Origin of the sequence: Haloechinothrix sp. LS1_15 (assembly GCF_033042135.1) — a bacterium.
Classification (GTDB): Bacteria; Actinomycetota; Actinomycetes; order Mycobacteriales; family Pseudonocardiaceae; genus Haloechinothrix.
Window position 1 is genome coordinate 5,001 of the sequence record NZ_WBXM01000012.1, and the last position, 16,463, is coordinate 21,463.

General features: G+C 68.5%; 15 protein-coding genes (1 of these 15 only partly in view). 6 read left to right on the forward strand and 9 right to left on the reverse strand.

Annotation, left to right across the window (positions count from 1 at the left end; all coding sequences use genetic code 11):
* Positions 1 to 442: the start of a prolyl aminopeptidase gene (pip, locus tag F8178_RS16615; RefSeq protein WP_317495741.1), read on the reverse strand. Its footprint begins 533 nt before the window's first position; the window shows 442 of its 975 coding nt (coding positions 1-442); the start codon lies at positions 440 to 442; the stop codon falls past the left edge of the window.
* 200 nt (positions 443 to 642) lie between these two features.
* Here pip and F8178_RS16620 point away from each other — a divergent pair, with 200 nt between their 5' ends.
* Positions 643 to 1,056, forward strand: a complete 414-nt coding sequence (locus tag F8178_RS16620; RefSeq protein ID WP_317495742.1) for a hypothetical protein — start codon at positions 643 to 645, stop codon at positions 1,054 to 1,056.
* A gap of 17 nt (positions 1,057 to 1,073) precedes the next feature.
* On the opposite strand, the gene F8178_RS16625 is transcribed toward F8178_RS16620, so the two are convergent.
* Positions 1,074 to 1,403: a MerR family transcriptional regulator gene (locus F8178_RS16625; protein ID WP_317495743.1), complete on the reverse strand. Its 330-nt coding sequence runs from the start codon at positions 1,401 to 1,403 to the stop codon at positions 1,074 to 1,076.
* A 291-nt stretch (positions 1,404 to 1,694) separates the two neighbouring features.
* On the opposite strand from F8178_RS16625, the gene F8178_RS16630 reads away from it, so the two are divergent.
* Positions 1,695 to 2,129, forward strand: a complete 435-nt coding sequence (locus F8178_RS16630; RefSeq protein WP_317495744.1) for an Hsp20/alpha crystallin family protein — start codon at positions 1,695 to 1,697, stop codon at positions 2,127 to 2,129.
* A gap of 94 nt (positions 2,130 to 2,223) precedes the next feature.
* On the opposite strand, the gene F8178_RS16635 is transcribed toward F8178_RS16630, so the two are convergent.
* The 5 genes from F8178_RS16635 to F8178_RS16655 all read right to left on the reverse strand — a co-directional run bounded on the left by F8178_RS16635 (position 2,224) and on the right by F8178_RS16655 (position 10,753).
* Positions 2,224 to 2,706: a 2Fe-2S iron-sulfur cluster-binding protein gene (locus F8178_RS16635; protein WP_317495745.1), complete on the reverse strand. Its 483-nt coding sequence runs from the start codon at positions 2,704 to 2,706 to the stop codon at positions 2,224 to 2,226.
* 32 nt (positions 2,707 to 2,738) lie between these two features.
* Complete coding sequence (locus tag F8178_RS16640) at positions 2,739 to 5,000, reverse strand: molybdopterin cofactor-binding domain-containing protein (RefSeq protein WP_317495746.1); 2,262 nt, start codon at positions 4,998 to 5,000, stop codon at positions 2,739 to 2,741.
* 224 nt (positions 5,001 to 5,224) lie between these two features.
* Positions 5,225 to 6,856 (reverse strand): helix-turn-helix domain-containing protein, encoded by a 1,632-nt coding sequence (locus tag F8178_RS16645; protein WP_317495747.1) that lies wholly within the window; start codon positions 6,854 to 6,856, stop codon positions 5,225 to 5,227.
* Between the two features lie 143 nt (positions 6,857 to 6,999).
* Positions 7,000 to 7,476 (reverse strand): histidine phosphatase family protein, encoded by a 477-nt coding sequence (locus F8178_RS16650; RefSeq protein ID WP_317495748.1) that lies wholly within the window; start codon positions 7,474 to 7,476, stop codon positions 7,000 to 7,002.
* Between the two features lie 13 nt (positions 7,477 to 7,489).
* On the reverse strand, positions 7,490 to 10,753 hold the full coding sequence (locus F8178_RS16655) for a S41 family peptidase (RefSeq protein ID WP_317495749.1): 3,264 nt from the start codon (positions 10,751 to 10,753) through the stop codon (positions 7,490 to 7,492).
* 72 nt (positions 10,754 to 10,825) lie between these two features.
* On the opposite strand from F8178_RS16655, the gene F8178_RS16660 reads away from it, so the two are divergent.
* The gene (locus F8178_RS16660; RefSeq protein WP_317495750.1) at positions 10,826 to 12,592 is read left to right on the forward strand and encodes a gamma-glutamyltransferase; all 1,767 of its coding nucleotides are present in this window, start codon (positions 10,826 to 10,828) and stop codon (positions 12,590 to 12,592) included.
* A 107-nt stretch (positions 12,593 to 12,699) separates the two neighbouring features.
* On the opposite strand, the gene F8178_RS16665 is transcribed toward F8178_RS16660, so the two are convergent.
* On the reverse strand, positions 12,700 to 13,143 hold the full coding sequence (locus F8178_RS16665) for a nuclear transport factor 2 family protein (RefSeq protein WP_317495751.1): 444 nt from the start codon (positions 13,141 to 13,143) through the stop codon (positions 12,700 to 12,702).
* A gap of 19 nt (positions 13,144 to 13,162) precedes the next feature.
* Entirely contained in the window at positions 13,163 to 14,041 is an 879-nt protein-coding gene (locus F8178_RS16670; RefSeq protein WP_317495752.1) for a TIGR03619 family F420-dependent LLM class oxidoreductase, read from the reverse strand.
* Between the two features lie 120 nt (positions 14,042 to 14,161).
* Between F8178_RS16670 and F8178_RS16675 the strand changes: the two genes are divergently transcribed.
* Genes F8178_RS16675 through F8178_RS16685 form a run of 3 tightly spaced genes read left to right on the forward strand, consistent with a single transcriptional unit; the run spans position 14,162 to position 16,390 of the window.
* Entirely contained in the window at positions 14,162 to 14,968 is an 807-nt protein-coding gene (locus F8178_RS16675; RefSeq protein ID WP_317495753.1) for a 2-keto-4-pentenoate hydratase, read from the forward strand.
* 41 nt (positions 14,969 to 15,009) lie between these two features.
* Entirely contained in the window at positions 15,010 to 15,201 is a 192-nt protein-coding gene (locus F8178_RS16680; protein WP_317495754.1) for a ferredoxin, read from the forward strand.
* Positions 15,202 to 15,205: 4 nt separating this feature from the next.
* Positions 15,206 to 16,390, forward strand: coding sequence for an FAD-dependent oxidoreductase (locus tag F8178_RS16685; protein WP_317495755.1), 1,185 nt, complete (start codon positions 15,206 to 15,208; stop codon positions 16,388 to 16,390).
* Positions 16,391 to 16,463 lie beyond the last annotated feature (73 nt).

The following is a 16,463-nucleotide window of genomic DNA, read 5'->3' on the forward strand; positions in this document are numbered from 1 at the left end:
TCTCACATCGCCGGGTGGAGGTCACCGCCATCAGCACGATCTCCGAGACCCGCTCCGGGTGACGCTGCCCGTAGACAAGCGCGAGCGTGGTGCCCCAGGAACCACCGAACAGCAACCACCGTTCGATGCCGAGGTGCTCGCGCAGCAGCTCCATATCGGCCAGCAGGTGGTCGGTGGTGTTGACCGACAGGTCCGTACCCGCATCGCCCGCATACGGCACGCTACGCCCGCAACCACGCTGGTCGAACAGCACGATCCGGTAGGCGCGCGGATCGAAATACCGGCGCAGGTCCGCGGTGCAGCCCGATCCGGGCCCGCCGTGCAACACCACAGCGGGCTTGCCGTCCGGGTTCCCGCAGGCCTCCCAGTACACTCGGTTGCCATCCCCGACGTCGAGCATGCCGTAGGCGTACGGCTCGATCTCCTGGTACAGAGCAGCCATGACTCCCCCATGGTTCCACCGTCGGCGTGCGGGCATGCTGCCGTCCGGACGTGCCGCACGAGCCAACGGAGTTTACCCGATAACACCGCGATCTCGTAGCGCCGACGTGACCTATCGGGCGATCCACGCCACCAGTACGATCACCCGTGAGGCGCGCGTACGCCACACACTGCGACATCGAATCACCCCGGGAGTCGAACGTGACCAGCTTCGGGCTGCGAGGGCTGCTCGTCGTCGCCTTGCTGGTCACCTCGGCGGTGCACCTGGAGCGGTGGTTCGCGGGATACCGGGACATCCCCACCGTGATCGGCGACCGCGCCTTCCTCCTGCTCGGGCCGCTCTTCCTGGTTAACGTCGTCGTCGGCGTAGGTATCGCACTCGCGGTCGTGTTCTGGAACCATTGGCTTCCGTTGCTCGCTGCGGCGGCATTCGGCGCGGCGACACTGGGGGCGTTCCTCGCCGATCGGTTCCTCGGGGTGTTCGGCCCGCCATCCCCCCTGATGTGGCAGGCACCGGAGATCGTCGCCGCGGTGGCCGAAGTACTCTGCGTGGTCTTCGCCGTCATCCTGCTCGTCCAACGCCGCCGCATCCGGCACGGCTGGATCCGGGCATGATCGGACACGCCGCTCCGCTACTCCTCGCTCCCGCTGTCGCGGTGCGGTGCCAGCCGCTGTCGTAGCCTGCTGATCTCTTCTCGCGCCGCGTCGAGCTCGTTCTCCAGCTCAAGGATGCGCTGCGCGGAGTACAGGTTGTGCCCCTCGTCGAACAGGGCCCGCATACGACCGGCCTGGTTGAGCTGATGGCGGGAGTAGCGGCGGTGACCTCCCTCGGAACGCTCCGGGGAGACCACACCCGCGGCGTCCAGGCTACGGAGGAAGGGCTGCTCGACACCGAGCAGCTCCGCGGCCTGCCCGGTTGTGAATGCCGGGTAGTGCTCGTCATCCAGCTTCGAAAGACCCAACGGCCACCCTTCCCGTGTCGCGTCCTCGACCCCGAGGCGGCATCACCGCCACGACGTACTGTCACCTCTAGATTATCTATCACGTCAGCTTGACGCAATCTTAAGTATGCGATATAAAAAAGATGTGCTGTCTGGAACGAGCCAGGCTAAGGCGGTCTTGATCTAGCCATGAGGTGACTACACAAACAAGGTCGATCTGTGGGGAACAAACTACTTGAGCTTGTCGTTAGCAAGGTATGGCGCGAGCCGTAGTGACCAGACAGCTGGACAGTGTGAAGGAGGCGATCACCGATGCTGATGCGCACCGACCCGTTCCGTGAGTTGGACCGGCTCACCCAGCAGGTATTCGGTGGCAACGGCGGGACGTGGCAGCGTCCCGCGTCGATGCCGATGGATGCCTACCGTTCGGGTGACGAGTTCGTCGTGAAGTTCGACCTGCCCGGCGTATCGGCCGACTCCATCGACCTCGACGTCGAGCGCAACGTGCTGACCGTCAAGGCCGAGCGCGCCGCCGAGACGGACGAGCAGGCCGACGTTCAGGTCGCCGAGCGGCCCCGCGGCGTGTTCTCGCGGCAGCTGTTCCTCGGCGAGACCCTGGACACCGACAACATCAAGGCCAGCTACGACAACGGCGTGTTGACGATCCGCATCCCGGTTGCGGAGAAGGCCAAGCCGCGCAAGATCAGCATCAGCGGCGGCGACGAGGCCAAGCAGATCAACGCGTGAGGATGATCGCGGGCTGCGCGAGCCGGGACACCTACCCCACCCGCGCAGCCCGCATCGCCCGCCCCGCCTAGCGGGTTCAGCGGGTTCAGCGGGTTCAGCCGCTTCGACCACGCTGGCCGCCACCACGTCCGGCGGCCAGCGACTTAATGGCTTCCCGGATGCGGAAGTACGTGCCGCACCGACAGATGTTCTCGATCTCGTCGATATCCTCGTCATCCGGTCGCGGCTTACGTTCCAACATGGCCGCACAGGTCATGATCTGACCCGGCTGACAAAAGCCGCACTGCGGCACGTCGTTCTCCAGCCAGGCCTGCTGCACCGGGTGCAGCGAATCCCCGTCCGCGAGCCCTTCGATCGTCGTGATGTCCTGCCCCGCACAGTCCGCAGTCGGGGTGATGCAAGGCTGGAACGCCTCCCCGTTGAGATGGCTGGTGCAGGCGCGGCACACCCCCACCCCACAGCCGTACTTGGGCCCGGTCACGCCCAGCTTGTCGCGGAGGGTCCACAGCATCGGCAGATCGGCGGGCGCATCGACGGTGACGTCCTCGCCATTGACGGTGAACGAGTATTCGGGCACGAGCATGCTCCTTGCGGTGGTCGGCGAATCGGTCAGCGGGGAACGGGTTCGAAGTCCACATCGAAATTGATGGGGAAGCGGCGCGGCTTGGTCCCCGTGGCGCGCGCGTAGGCGTTGGCCACTGCCCCGGCCGCCCCCGCCACACCGAGCTCGCCCGCACCGCCGAGATCGGTGGTGTGCGACGGCAGCACGATGACGTTCACGTCCCGAGGGAAGTGCTGTTGCCTGGTGTAGCGGAAGTCCCCGAAGCTGCTTTCCAGCGGCAGCCCATCCCGGATGTGCAAGCCCGCCTGCAGCACGGTGGCGATGCCGTCGTTGATGCCGCCGTGCATCATCGCCTCTAGCCCCTTGGGGTTGATCGGGTGGCCGACATCCACCGCGCACGTCGCGCGGTAGACCCGCGGGTTGCCAGGGTCGGTGGCATCGATCTCGACCACGAACGCACACATGGAGTTGTACTCTTCGTGGAAACCCATGCCCTGTGCGTGGCCGCTCGGCATGCGCTTGCCCCACTCGGCTGCCTCGGCGACGGTGTCGAGCACGGTCCGCTTGCGGTCGGAGCCGACGAACTGCCTGCGGAACTCGTACGGATCCTTGCCGAGCTCCGCCGCGACCTCGTCAACGATGATCTCCTCGGTAGTCCGTACCACGCTCGAGTACGGGGAACGCCAGGATCCGGTGTTGAACTTGATGTCGAGAGGTTCGTGGAGCAGCTGGTTCACCACGCCGAACTCGTACGGACAGTGCACAACGGCATGGAAGATCGACTGGGACCAGGGATAGTTCGCGAACCGCGCGCCTGCGGCTGTGATGTGCTCACCGAGCCCGTGCTCGGCACTGGCCTCGATCTGGGTCATGCGGTACTCGTAGCTGACGATCTCGTTGCCCAGCCGCGTCACCCGCGCACGGTTGAACGAAGCCGGCCTGGCGCGACCGTGGCGGGTGTCATCGACCCGCCCCCACATCAACTTGACCGGCTTGCCGATGGCCTTCGAAACGTGCGCGGCCTCCAACGCCGCGTCATGGAACAACCGCCGCCCGAAGGAACCACCCGACTGCACCACATGCACGTCCACGCGGTCCTGCGGCAACCCGACAGCTTCAGCGATGTCCTGCTTGGCGATGATCGGGATCTTCAAGCCGGACCAGATGGTGGCGTGATCGTCCCGGACGTCGGCCACGGCGCAGTTGGTCTCCATCGGAGCGTGGCTGACGAAATGCCAGAAAAACTCGAAGTCCATGCTCGTACCGAGGTCGGGAACCGTCAGCGGCAGCGTCTCGTTCTTCAGCCTGGCCTCGACGTCCTCGTCGGACATATCATCCACCGAGCCCGCGTTCCAGCTCACCTCGAGTGCCTTGGTGGCATCCTCGGCCTGCCCGAAAGTCTCGGCCACTACGGCGACGCCGGTGGGTATGGTCACCACGTCGACAACGCCAGGCATCGACTTGACCTCTCCGGCATTGGCCACCGACTTCGGTGTGCCCTGGATGGTCGGGGCGTGGCGCACCATGGTCGGTAGCGCACCCGGCACGTCGATGTCGAGGGTGTACTCGTGCTGGCCGGTCACGAGCCTGCGCGCATCGATCCGGCCGGTCGGCTTGCCGATCAGCTCCTGCTCGGATTCTGGTTTGGGTTCCGCGCCCGGGTCGGGAAGATCCGGGTTGGCAGCGGCAGCGGTCAGCGCACCCAGCGACTCCGCTCGACCGTCCGGCCCCACCAGCATGCCGTCGGCGAAGGCCACCTCACCGGTGTCGACACCCCAACGCTGCGCGGCCGCCGCCGCCATCCGGCCCCTTGCCCGCGCCGCGGCGCGGCGCACCGGCCCGTACAGGTGGCGGATCGTGGCCGAGCCGCCGGTGAGCTGATTGAACAGCAGCTCCGGATCGGCGTCGCGGAGCGGGACCTCCACCTGGGACAGCGGGATGTCCATCTCCTCGGCGACCATCATCCCGCACGCGGTCGCTATGCCCTGACCGACCTCGGTCCGGTGCAGGAACAACCGGACGATGCTGTCCTCTCCGACCTCCAGCTTCACGTTCTCCTGCGTCGGGGCGTTCGCCAGCGCCAGGATGTCACCGAGATCCTTGATATCGGCCAACTGGGGGGGCTTGGGTAATGCCTGTGCCTGGCCCCCGGCGCCGGACACGACATCGAACCCGACCTTCGCCGCGACCGTGAGCACCGGTGCGGCCACCAGATAGGTCAGGAACCGGCGGCGCCCGACTCCTTCCGGCGAACCCCGATCGTGTGGTGGTTCGGCGTGCTCCCCCGACCTCCTTGCCGGAATGGCCATCGATGAACCCTTTCTGCAGTCGAGAAACTTCGACACACACCTACCGCTCGAGCAACCAAGCACCGGAGGTGCGTGAGTGATTGGGAACACACTAGTGCGTGACACCACAATGTTGCTGTACAAGAATTGAACAGTTTGTTCGCTGTGTCTTCCTCAGTCACCCACCGCTCGCGACGGGGCGCTTCGCGCCCGGTCCCGGTCACCACCGAGGGACTGGGCGCGTGTCACCCGGCGATGCCCAGCGCCCGCATCCGGTTGTAGAGGGTCGTCCTGCTGATCCCGAGCCGTTCGGCCGCCCTGGCCTTGTTGCCGCCGGTGGTCTGCAAGGCGGCGACGATGGCGGCGTACTCGGCGCGGTCCCGACCAGCCAGCCGCGAGGCCCTGCTGCTGACGCGGTAACCAGGCGGCAGGTCGTCGACCGTCACGTCCCCTGCCGACCGCTTGTCGGTGACCTGGCGCAGCACCACGGCGAGCTCCCGCAGATTCCCCGGCCACGGCTGTGAAACCAGCGCTTCCAGTGCGCTCGGTGTGAACCGTAGATCGGCATCGGCTCGCAGTGTGGCGAGCATGCTGCGGACCAGCTCTCCGAACTCGGCGAACCGGTCACGCAGCGGTGGCAACTCAACCTGCTCGGGACAGCGCGCGGCAAGGTTCGCCACCTGCTGGTTCAGCTCATCGCGGGGGCCGCTGCTCAGCAGCAGCCTCGCGCCGCCCGACTCGCCAAGCAAGGTGGACAATGCCACGGTGAGTGGCTCGGGCAGCAGCTGGATCTCCTCGACGGCCACGACCGCGCCTGGCTGTGCCGCGAGCTCGGCAAGCCTGGCGGCCCAGGCGCGCTCACCCCAAACCACCACGTCGGCGGCGTTCAACACGTGGAACGGCCGCTCACCGGCGAGCGCGCGCAGCGCTGTCGTGCGTCCCGTGCCCGGCTCTCCGGCGACGTGCACCGCCAGCCCGGCGTTGCGCAGCTCCGCCCAATCGGGCCCAGCCAACGAGCTAACGGGAACCTCCGACGGCGCCGAAGGCCGATCGGAGGCCAACCGGTCGAACTGGAACAACGCACCGTCCACTGTTCCCGGTATGCGATCCACATGCATGGCCACTCGGGTCCCGGAAGCGAGCACGCAGCTGGTCCGCAGCGGGGCTTGCGCGGCAAGGACCCGGAGCAACCCGTGGTCGGCGGTGTCGAGCAGTTCGATCGCTGCCGTGTTGGCCAGCACGGTGTCCCCGCCGAGCACCGCGGCCGGTTTCGATCGGGTACGTGCCGCGGAGCGGTACGCCAGCAGCAGCCGCTGCTCGGTAGCGCTGGCTTCCTCGAACAGCTGTTGCTCGATATCACGGACCGCCCGCTGCAGGAACGGGGCGAGCAACGGGTTGGCATCGGCGGTGATCCCGGGGATATCGACGACGCCCTCGATCCGGCGGCTCACCGGGGGGCGCACGGGCTGGGCGTAGCAGCTGAACCGCTGCAACGCCACTTTGTAGTGTTCCTCGCCGTGCACAACCACGCCATGCCCGGTCTCCAGCGCGGTGCCCGGCGCGTTGGTGCCGACCTGATCCTCCGAGTAGCGGGCACCAGTGACCGCGCTGACTTCGTCGAGCGCGCGTTCGACCTTGGGGTTGTCGAACCACCGGTAGGTAATGTGGCAGGCGCTGTCGGCAGCCACGAGGCAGAACCGGGTGCCCGTCAGCTGTTCTGCCATGTCCTCGAGCACCGGCCGGGCGGCGACCATGAACCTGCTCCGCGTATCCACGTCCGCGATCTCGAGCCTCCGGACCGGCTGGTCCCGCGCGAGTCCCGCGATCCGCACGCGCTGCCACGATCGCTCGATCTCCGCGCGCATGCTCTCCGCCACCGCAGGCTCCCGATACGCTCCTTGGCCGGCCGGATGGGGCGCAGCACCGGCCATCGATGTGGGCGGAGCTTAATTGCGACGTCTGGCGTGGTCAATTCACCCGATCGGCGGGATCACGGCGGTGCCTGCCGCGAAACCGCTGATCAGCCGCGCGGCGTCGCCGTGTCCACCAGCTGCGCGGTGCCTTCCCGCCACCACCTCCACTCGGCGTCGCTGGACAGCACCGCCAGCCCGGAGGTCTTCATGTCCACCTGGCCACCGCCGAGGGCGTACACCAGTTCCGATACGCCCGGGTTGTGCCCGACGAGCAGCACGGCGCGCGCCACATTGGGCAGGCTTTGCACCACGAGCAGCAGGTCGGCGACCGAAGCTCCGTAGACCCGGCGCTGGTAGTGCACCCGAGGCTCCCTTGGCAAGCCTGCGCGGGTCAGATCCCACGTCTGCCGCGCACGCTCGGCAGGCGAGCAGATCACCAGGTCGAGCTCGGGTACGTGCTCAGCGAGCCACGCCCCGATCCGCGGCGCGTCCCGGCGACCCCGCTCGTTCAGCGGCCGCTCGGCATCGTCGACTCCCTCCGGCCATGCCGATTTCGCGTGCCGGGCCACCACGAGCTTGCGCATGACCTTCATGCTCTCACTGCCCGCCGGCCTGCGGACGTGGCGGCAGCGAGGGCAGTCCCAACCTCGGCGGATCCTTCGGGAGGTTCACGGGTGGCTCGTAGGATTCGAGTCGCTCCAGCGCGACCTCGATCGCCCGATCCAGCTGCGGATCGAGTTCCGCCGCATCGTCCTGCGGTGCGATGTCGACCTCGATGTCCGGCACCGCACCGCGGTTTTCCAGGTCCCACCCCACATCGGCGTAGGTCATGTAGAACTCCGGTTGCGTGGTCACCGTGCCGTCGGCCAGGGCCTGGCGCGGGGCCCTGATGCCCACGACCCCACCCCAGGTTCGCTTACCGAGCAGCGGTCCGAGGCCGAGCTGCTGAAAGCGGTAGGAGAAGATATCGCCGTCGGATCCGGCGTTCTCGTTGGTCAACGCCACGAGCGGCCCACGTGGCGACTCCCGGGGAACCCCGATCGGCGCACTCCACCGGGAGATCACGTGGCCCGCCCTGCGCCGCCCGAGCTTCTCCAGCAGCAGCGGCGAGACGTTCCCGCCGCCGTTGAACCGGACGTCCACCACGAGCGCCTCGCGGTCGCACTCTGCGAGGAATCCCCGGTGGAACTCGGCGAAACCGTGCGGGCCCATATCCGGGATGTGCAGGTAGCCGACCCTGCCACCGGTTCGCTCGTGCACGACAGCACGGTTGCCGTCCACCCAGTCCCGGTAGCGGGCCTGCCGGTCGTCCTTGCTCGCCGCGACCGTGACCGTCCACGGCTGCTCGCCGTTACGGTTCACCGTCAGCTCCACTTCGGACCCCGCCCGGTTGACCAGCGGTTCCCCTGGCAACCGCAGGTGACCCACATCGCCGATGGGCCTGCCGGCTACGGCCAGCACCGCATCGCCGGGCCGGAGGCCGGTACCGGGACGGGTCAACGGCCCGGCCGTCTCGTCGTCCCATGGGTCACCGGTGACGATCCGGTCGATGACGAACCGTCCGGTGGCCGCGTCGTAGTCCCAGTCCACACCCAAGTGTCCCTGGTGGTAGTGGGCACGGTCGGGGTAATCGCCACCCATCTCGTAAGCGTGCGACGTGCCCAGCTCGCCCTGGAACTCCCAGAGGAGGTCGGACAGCTCGGCACGGGTGGCGATCCGGTCGACAAGCGGGAGGTAACGCCGGTAGATGTCCTCCCAGTCCACGCCGGACATGCCTTCGTCCCAGAAGTGATCCCGCTGTAGCCGCCAGGCCTCGCGGAACATCTGCCGCCACTCGGAACCCGGCCGGACGGCGACCTTGACGCGGCCGAGGTCGATCCAGCCGGTGTCCCTACCCGGCGTGTCGCCGTTCTCCGGTGGCTTCGTGCCTGCGGGGAGCACCCGCAACCGCTTGCCCGCCCGGATCAGCATGGTGTCGCCGCCGGTATCGACGGTGACATCGGTGATCCCCTCGCAGAGCCGCTCCGGTTTGCCGGTATCGAAGTCGAAGACCTCCAGGACCGCGTCCGCCCGCGGGCCCTGTTCACCCACCTGGTTGGACAGGCTGCCCTGGACCCCGGTGCTGGCCAGCAGCACTTTGCCCGGCAGGCCTGCGATCCTGCGGTACCGCGCCTGCGGGACCGGGAAGGCGACCACCCGCTGCTCGATCCCCGCGAAGTCGATGTCGACGCGGGGCGCCGGGATCGCGCGCTCGGCAGCGCTGCCGTCACTTCGCGGGGCAACCGGCCGTGGCCGTGGCACGAACGGCGAGGGGACCTCGGGGCGTAGCGGCACCGCGCACGGCACCGTGCCGAGCGGGAAGCCCGCGCCGAACTGCACGGTGTCGTATACGGGGTCGAAGTGGCGCTGGCCGAGGAAGTACAGGTAGTCCCCTGCGGGATCCCATGCGGGTTTGCTGTCGGCGAGCACCGGTCGCGTCACCGGCCTACTCACGCCGGTAGCGACCTCGGCCACCATGATCGAGGCGACGTTGCCCGGGTACTCGGGGCGCCGGTATGCCAGCCACCGGCCGTCCGGCGACCACGCAAGATCCCCGGGTTCGAGGAAGGCCTCGCTGTGGTCGATCCTGCGCAGTCGCTCGGTGGCCAGGTCGAGCAGCAGGATCTCGTGGCGGTTGTTGGCCAGCGCCACCCGGTCACCAGCCGGACTGACCGCCAGCTCGGTGACGCGACCGGCATCCACGTCGAGCCTGCGCGGCTGCCCTTCGCCGAGCAGCACCAGGTACTCGTCCGGCCCGTCGTCCCCCGCCGCGGCGATGAGCCGCTCGTTGCTGGCAAGCCTGGTCAGCAACCGGTACCGGACGCCATCCGGCTCGCCGTGCTGCCGCACCGGGCCTTCCCAGTGCGCCATCGTGAACGCCTTGCCCCTGACCGTCAGGGCCAGCTCGGTCCCGTCCGGCCCAGGAGTCGCGTGCGAGAGGTACTCGCCCGCGTCGACGAAGCGCCGGTCGCGGCCAGCCCGTGGCCCAGGCAGCTCGACCGGGATGCGTTCCGGAGCATCGGCGGCGGGATCGAGCAGGTACAGTTCCGCCGCGCAGTGGTACACGAGCCGCCGCCCGTCGGTGGTGAGGTTGCGGGCGTAGAACCGGTCGTGATCGGTGTGCCTGCGCAGGTCGGACCCGTCCGGGAGGCAGGAGTAGACGTTGCCGATGCCCTGGTAGTCGGACAGGAAGAAGATGCGCTCGCCGACCCAGCAGGGATTGGCCAGGTTGCCATCGAGTTCACTCATCTCGGTGAACTCACCGGTCCCGTCGACATCCACCCACAGCCTGCCTGCCCGGCCACCGCGATACCGCTTGGCCATAGCGGGCTCCCGGTTGTGCCTGCCCAGCGCGATGTTGCCGCCGTTGTGCCTGCCCAACACCACACCGCCGTGCGGACCGTAGGAGATGGTGCGCGCCTGCCCGACGGGCAGCTGCCGAGGGAGACCTTCGGCAGGATCGAGGCGCCACAACCGGAAGTCCTTGACGAACGGGCGCCCCGCGTTGCTGGCGTAGACGATGGCGCCCTCGTGCCAGCCAACGACGGCGCAGCTCGCGCCGTCGAAGGTCAGACGGGTGGCAGGCCCCCCGCCGGCGGGCATCACGTAGACCTCCTCCGGGCCGTCGTCCTGCCCGACGAACGCCAGCCGCTCGCCGTCCGGTGACAGGTGGGGATGCCCAGCCTGTGCGACGCTCGCCGTGAGCCGCTCGGCCCGACCTCCCGCCGCGGGCACGCGCCACAGGTCGTCCTCGCACACGAAGGCGACGACGTCGCCGCTGATACTGGGAAACCTGGGATATCCCGCTCCGGCTGTGTCCATCCACCCAGTCTTACATGATCGACTTTACGGAACTAGGTTAGTTGAGGAAACGAATCGATGTAACCTGAACGGGTGTTTACGACCAGACCTGAACTCGCCGGAACCACCGGCATGGTCGCCTCCACGCACTGGCTGGCCTCAGCGACCGGCATGGCAGTTCTCGAAAGTGGCGGCAACGCGTTCGACGCCGCCGTTGCCGCCGGTTTCGTCCTCCAGGTGGCTGAACCGCACCTCAACGGGCCAGGGGGCCAGGTGCCCGCGCTGCTGGCGACCGGCGACGAGCAGCGGCCTCGGGTGCTATGCGGGCAGGGCGTGATCCCTGCCGCAGCGACCGCACAGCACTTCACCGAGCTCGGGCTACGACTGATCCCCGGAAGCGGGTTGCTGCCAGCCACCGTGCCCGGCGCGTGGGACGCCTGGCTACTGCTGCTGCGCGACTACGGCACCCGCAGCCTGCGCGAAGTGCTTGGCTACGCCATCGGGTACGCCGAGCGCGGCGTCCCGCTCGTCCAGCGCGCCAGCAGCGTCATCACCTCGGTGGCCGAGCTGTTCACCCGACACTGGCCGACGTCGGCCGAACTGTGGCTGTCCGGCGGGAAGCCACCCTCGCCCGGATCGCTGCATCGCAACCCGGCACTGGTCGCCACCTGGCGCAGGTTGCTCAGCGAGGCGGAGCGCTACCGGGAACGGGAGGAACAAATCGAGGCCGCGCGGCGCGCGTGGTCGACGGGATTCGTGGCCGAGGCCGTGGACACCTTCGCGCGGCGCGCTGTCCGTGACGACTCCGGCCACGACCACAGCGGACTGATCACCGGCGCCGACCTGGCCGCATGGGAAGCTTCCTGGGAGGATCCCCTCATCACCGACCTCGGCGAGTGGAGCCTGGTCAAGTGCGGCGCGTGGACACAGGGGCCGGTGCTTGCCCAGCAACTGCTGCTGCTCGACGGGTTCCGCGACCAGCTGGCCTATCGCGACGGCGTGCCGGACGCGCGGACGGTACACCTGGCGACCGAGTGCACCAAACTGGCCTATGCCGACCGTGAGGCCTGGTTCGGCGACGACGAGGTCCCGCTGGACGAGCTGCTCGATCCCGGTTATCTCGCCGCCCGCCGGAAGCTGGTCGCCGACGCCAGCGACGAGCTACGTCCGGGAGCTCCCGGTGCCAGGAACCCCCGCCTGCCGGAGATCCTGGCCGAGACCCGCGGGCGGGCACCCGCGGCCGGTTCCACCGGTGAACCCACCATCGCCAGCCGCGGTGACACCGTGCATCTCGACGTGGTCGACGCCGCGGGGAACATGATCTCGGCGACGCCCTCTGGCGGCTGGCTGCAGTCCAGCCCCACCATCGCCGAGCTCGGCTTCTGCCTGGACACCCGTGCGCAGATGTGCTGGCTCGAACAAGGATTGCCGAACTCACTGGTACCCGGCAAGCGACCGAGGATCACGCTGTCGCCGTCGATGGCGTTGCACCGCGGCAGGCCCACGCTGGCGTTCGGCACCCCCGGCGGGGACCAGCAGGATCAGTGGCAGCTGTGTTTCTGGCTCGCACACCAGCACGGCGGGCTGAACCTGCAGGAATCCATCGATGCCCCTGCCTGGCACACCACGGCTGTTCCCAGCTCGTTCCATCCGCGCGGCTGGAACCCCCGTGAGCTGGTCGTCGAGTCCCGACTCGGCGAGGCCACGCTGGCCGCGCTCCGGGAGTACGGTCACCGCGTGGTCGACGCGGGCCCGTGGCAGCTGGGCAGGCTCTCGGCCGTGGCCCGCGATCCGGCGACCGGCATCCTGCGCGCCGCTGCCAACCCCAGGGGCATGCAGGGTTACGCCGTCGGCCGCTAGTCGTGTTGGGCGTACGAGCACACCGTGTTGGGCAGCGACACGGTCTAAGCGCCCAACACGGTGTGTCCATACACCCGACACGCCGGTCGCCCACGCCCGACACGCCGTCATGTCACTTGGCGTGCGGTGGCGAAGGCTCGCGCGGTCTCCCAGAACGCCCGCATGGACAGCAGCAGGCCGCTGTCATCGACCCGATACACCGCGACCAGGTCGGTGTCCACCCGGTAGTTGCCCGGCAGGTACGAGGTGATGGTGCCGACGTTGGCGACCTCGTCGCCTGCCGCGTGCGAGTCCCTGATGGTGAAATCGAGGCGTTCCACCGAGCCGATCGTCATGTCCCAGAACGCCGACAGGCCGTCACGGCCGTGGTGCCCCTTGCCCTCTGGGTCGAAATCGGACGGACCGACCGGGTCCTCCACCACGGCGTGCTCGGCGAACAGCGCCAGCCATGCCTGCTTGTCACCGCCCGACGCGGCATGCATCGACCGGTAGGCCGCCTGCCTCGCCGGGGGCTGGTCGGCATTTTCGTCCCAGCAGACCGTCACTGTCACCAGGAACCTCCCACTCGTATCACCCGTCCGCTACCTCGCCGATCACCTCGTCGGCGAACTTCTTAATCGAATCCTTTTTGGCCACGATGTCCGCGTCGAAGCCCAACCCGTCGAACACCCACGGCATGACCACCGCGTCGGTGACACCGATCGCGGCCTGATCGCGGTATCCGTCGGCGCCGAACCGGTCCACACACACCGCCTGGAACTCGAACGGGTCGCCCTGCCTGCCCTGTTCGGCGAGCAGCTCACGCAGCCGCTCGATGGTGGCGCGCAGCTCGTCGAACCGCATCATGGCCGAGGACCAGCCGTCCCCGTAACGCGCGGCCCTGCGCAGCGCCGGCTTGCTGTGACCGCCGATGTAGAACGGCATCCTGCTGCGGGGCGCGGGGGTCATCCGCAGCTCACCGAACTGGAAGTGCTCCCCCGAGTAGGAGACCATCCCGCCGCCGAGGATGAGCCGGAGCACCTCGATAGCCTCGTCGGCACGCTTGCCCCTGCCCTCGTACGGCACCCCGCACCACTCGAACTCCTCGGGCAGCCATCCCACGCCCAGTCCGAGCCCGAACCGGTCACCCGTCAGCGTGGCCACCGTGCCGAGCTGCCGCGCCAGCACCACGGGATGGCGCGACCCCAGCTTCAGCACCGAGGTGTAGAAGCGGATCCTGCTGGTGGCCGCGGCCATCCAGGTGGCCGCGAGCAGCGGGTCCACCCACGGGGTGTCGGCGTCCCAGAACCGGCTCCCGTCGGCGGTGTAGGGGTAGCTTGCCGAGGTTTGCTCGGAGTAGAACAGCGAGTCCGGCAACGCGATGGACGAGAACCCGTTCTCTTCGGCGGCCGCAGCCAGCTCAGCCAGCTGATCCGGCGGGCACAATGCCACGGAAAGCGTGAACTTCATCGGAATGGGACCTTTCGGTGCTGGCAGCTACTGGGTGACTCCTACCGTCGAAACTATAACGTGTTCTAGTATCTTGTCGAGAGGTAGCGAATCGGCACCGGCGCGTGAGGAGACGGAATCATGGACGCGACAGCCATCAATGACGCCGCGGATCGGATCCTGCGCGCCTACGACAAGCGCATCCCCATCAGCCCGATCGTCGAGGATTTCCCCGAGGCCACCACCGACGACGCCTACCGCATCCAGCAGGAGCAGGTACGGCAGTGGGTCGCGGCTGGTCAGACCGTCAACGGGCACAAAGTCGGCCTGTCCTCGGCGGCCATGCAACGCCAGATGGGCGTCCACCAGCCGGATTACGGTCACCTGCTGACCGGCATGTTCCACCTGGAACACCAGCCGATCCCGGCGGGTGGCTACCTGCAGCCCCGCATCGAACCGGAGATCGCTTTCGTGCTCGGTCGCGATCTGACCGGTCCCGGCGTGACGGTGGCCGACGCGTTCCGTGCCGTCGACTACGTCGTACCCGCGCTGGAGATCGTCGACTCGCGGATCGCGGACTGGCGTATCTCGATCGTCGACACCATCGCCGACAACGCCTCCTCCGGCGGGGTCGTGCTCGGCAGCACCCCCTACCCGCTGAACGCCGTCGAGCTGCCGCTTGCCGGGTGCACCTTCAGCATCAACGGTCACATCGTCGGCACCGGGGCGGGCAGCGCGGTCCTCGGTTCACCCATCAACGCGCTGGTCTGGCTGGCCAACACCGTGGGTCCGCTCGGTATCACCCTGGCGGCTGGCCACGTCGTGCTACCGGGCTCGATGACCCGCGCTGAGCCCATCCGGCCGGGCGACACCGTCACTGCATCGGTGGCCGGACTCGGTAGTGTGACCGCAGTCATAGGTGAGGAGCAGCCTCCCCACCAGGATTGACCGACGACACCGGACGTTCCCACCACGGGCGAAGGAGTGCTATGAAGATCCATATCGACACGAACGTGTGCACCGGCCACGGAGTCTGCGAGGGGATCCGCCCCGACATCTTCGAGGTGGGCGACGATGGCATCGTGCACCTGGTTTCCGAGGATTTCACCGAGGACGACCGGCAGGATCTCGAGGACGCCGTCGACCAGTGCCCGACCCAGGCGCTGCGGCTCGAGGGCTGACAGCATGCCCGATCGGCTCGTAGTCGTCGGCGCGTCCCTGGCCGGGTTGCGGGCGGTGGAAGCCGCACGGCGGGCGGAATTCGCCGGGGCGATCACGTTGATCGGCGCCGAGCCTCACGCCCCGTACGACCGCCCACCGCTGTCCAAGGAGTTCCTCACCGAGCGGGGCGAGCCAACCTACCTGCGGGACGAGCGCTCGCTGCGGGACGAGCTCGACGTCGACCTGCGGTTGGGCACGGCAGCCGAGTCGTTGCGCCCGCAGGACGGCACCGTCGTGGCAGGTGGCGAGGAGATCAGCTACACGGGGTTGGTGATCGCCACCGGCGCGGCCGCCCGGCCGCTGGCAGGGGCGCCCGACCTTGCCGGGGTGTACACGCTACGCACCCTGGACGACGCGCGGGCCATCCGCGCCGCGCTGGGTCCCGGGGTGCGCATCGTGGTGATCGGCGCGGGCTTCATCGGATCCGAGATCGCCTGCTCGGCAGGGGCCACCGGTGCCGAGGTGACCGTGGTTGAAGCCGCGCCGGTGCCGCTGGCAGCGGCGGTCGGCGAGCGTATGGGCACCGCACTGGCCGCGCTGCACGAGCGCAACGGCACCCAGCTGCGATGCGGGGTGCCGGTCACCGGGATCGAGGGTGAGCGGCGCGTCGAGGCGGTCGCGCTCGACGATGGCACCCGGATCCCCGCCGATGTCGTGATCGTCGGGGTCGGCGCCACTCCTGAGACCGGCTGGCTGGCCGGTTCGGGCGTAAAGGTCGACGACGGCGTGGTCTGCGACGAGACGCTGGGCACCGGGCTGCCCGGGGTGTACGCCGCGGGTGACGTGGCCCGCTGGCCGAACCCGCTGTTCGGCGAGACGATGCGGCTGGAGCACTGGACCACCGCCGCCGAGCAGGGCGCGCTGGCCGCCAGGAACGCCATCGCGCCGGAAGCGGCCAGGCCGTGCTCGACCGTGCCGTACTTCTGGTCCGACTGGTACGACAGCCGGATCCAGTTCGTCGGCGTGCCCACCGCCGACGAGGTACGCGTCGTCGCGGGCGATCCGGATTCGGACAGCTTCCTCGCGCTGTACCGCAGGGGCGAACGGGTGATCGGTGCACTGGGACTGAACCGGCGCAGGGAGGTCATGAAGCTGCGCGCCATGATCGGCAAGCACGCTTCGTGGGACGACGCGCTCGGGGTGAGCTGACCCAGGGGTGCGAGCCGAAGGGCCTCTCCGGTGGCTATCGTGTACCCAAGGGGCCCTTCGGCTCGCCACAGCG

Excerpts from the sequence above, each read along its gene's own strand:
- F8178_RS16630 (WP_317495744.1), top strand. The coding sequence starts at position 1,695 with ATGCTGATGCGCACCGACCCGTTCCGTGAGTTGGACCGGCTCACCCAG.
- F8178_RS16640 (WP_317495746.1), bottom strand. The coding sequence starts at position 5,000 with ATGGCCATTCCGGCAAGGAGGTCGGGGGAGCACGCCGAACCACCACAC.
- F8178_RS16650 (WP_317495748.1), bottom strand. The coding sequence starts at position 7,476 with ATGCGCAAGCTCGTGGTGGCCCGGCACGCGAAATCGGCATGGCCGGAG.
- F8178_RS16655 (WP_317495749.1), bottom strand. The coding sequence starts at position 10,753 with ATGGACACAGCCGGAGCGGGATATCCCAGGTTTCCCAGTATCAGCGGC.
- F8178_RS16670 (WP_317495752.1), bottom strand. The coding sequence starts at position 14,041 with ATGAAGTTCACGCTTTCCGTGGCATTGTGCCCGCCGGATCAGCTGGCT.
- F8178_RS16675 (WP_317495753.1), top strand. The coding sequence starts at position 14,162 with ATGGACGCGACAGCCATCAATGACGCCGCGGATCGGATCCTGCGCGCC.
- F8178_RS16680 (WP_317495754.1), top strand. The coding sequence starts at position 15,010 with ATGAAGATCCATATCGACACGAACGTGTGCACCGGCCACGGAGTCTGC.
- F8178_RS16685 (WP_317495755.1), top strand. The coding sequence starts at position 15,206 with ATGCCCGATCGGCTCGTAGTCGTCGGCGCGTCCCTGGCCGGGTTGCGG.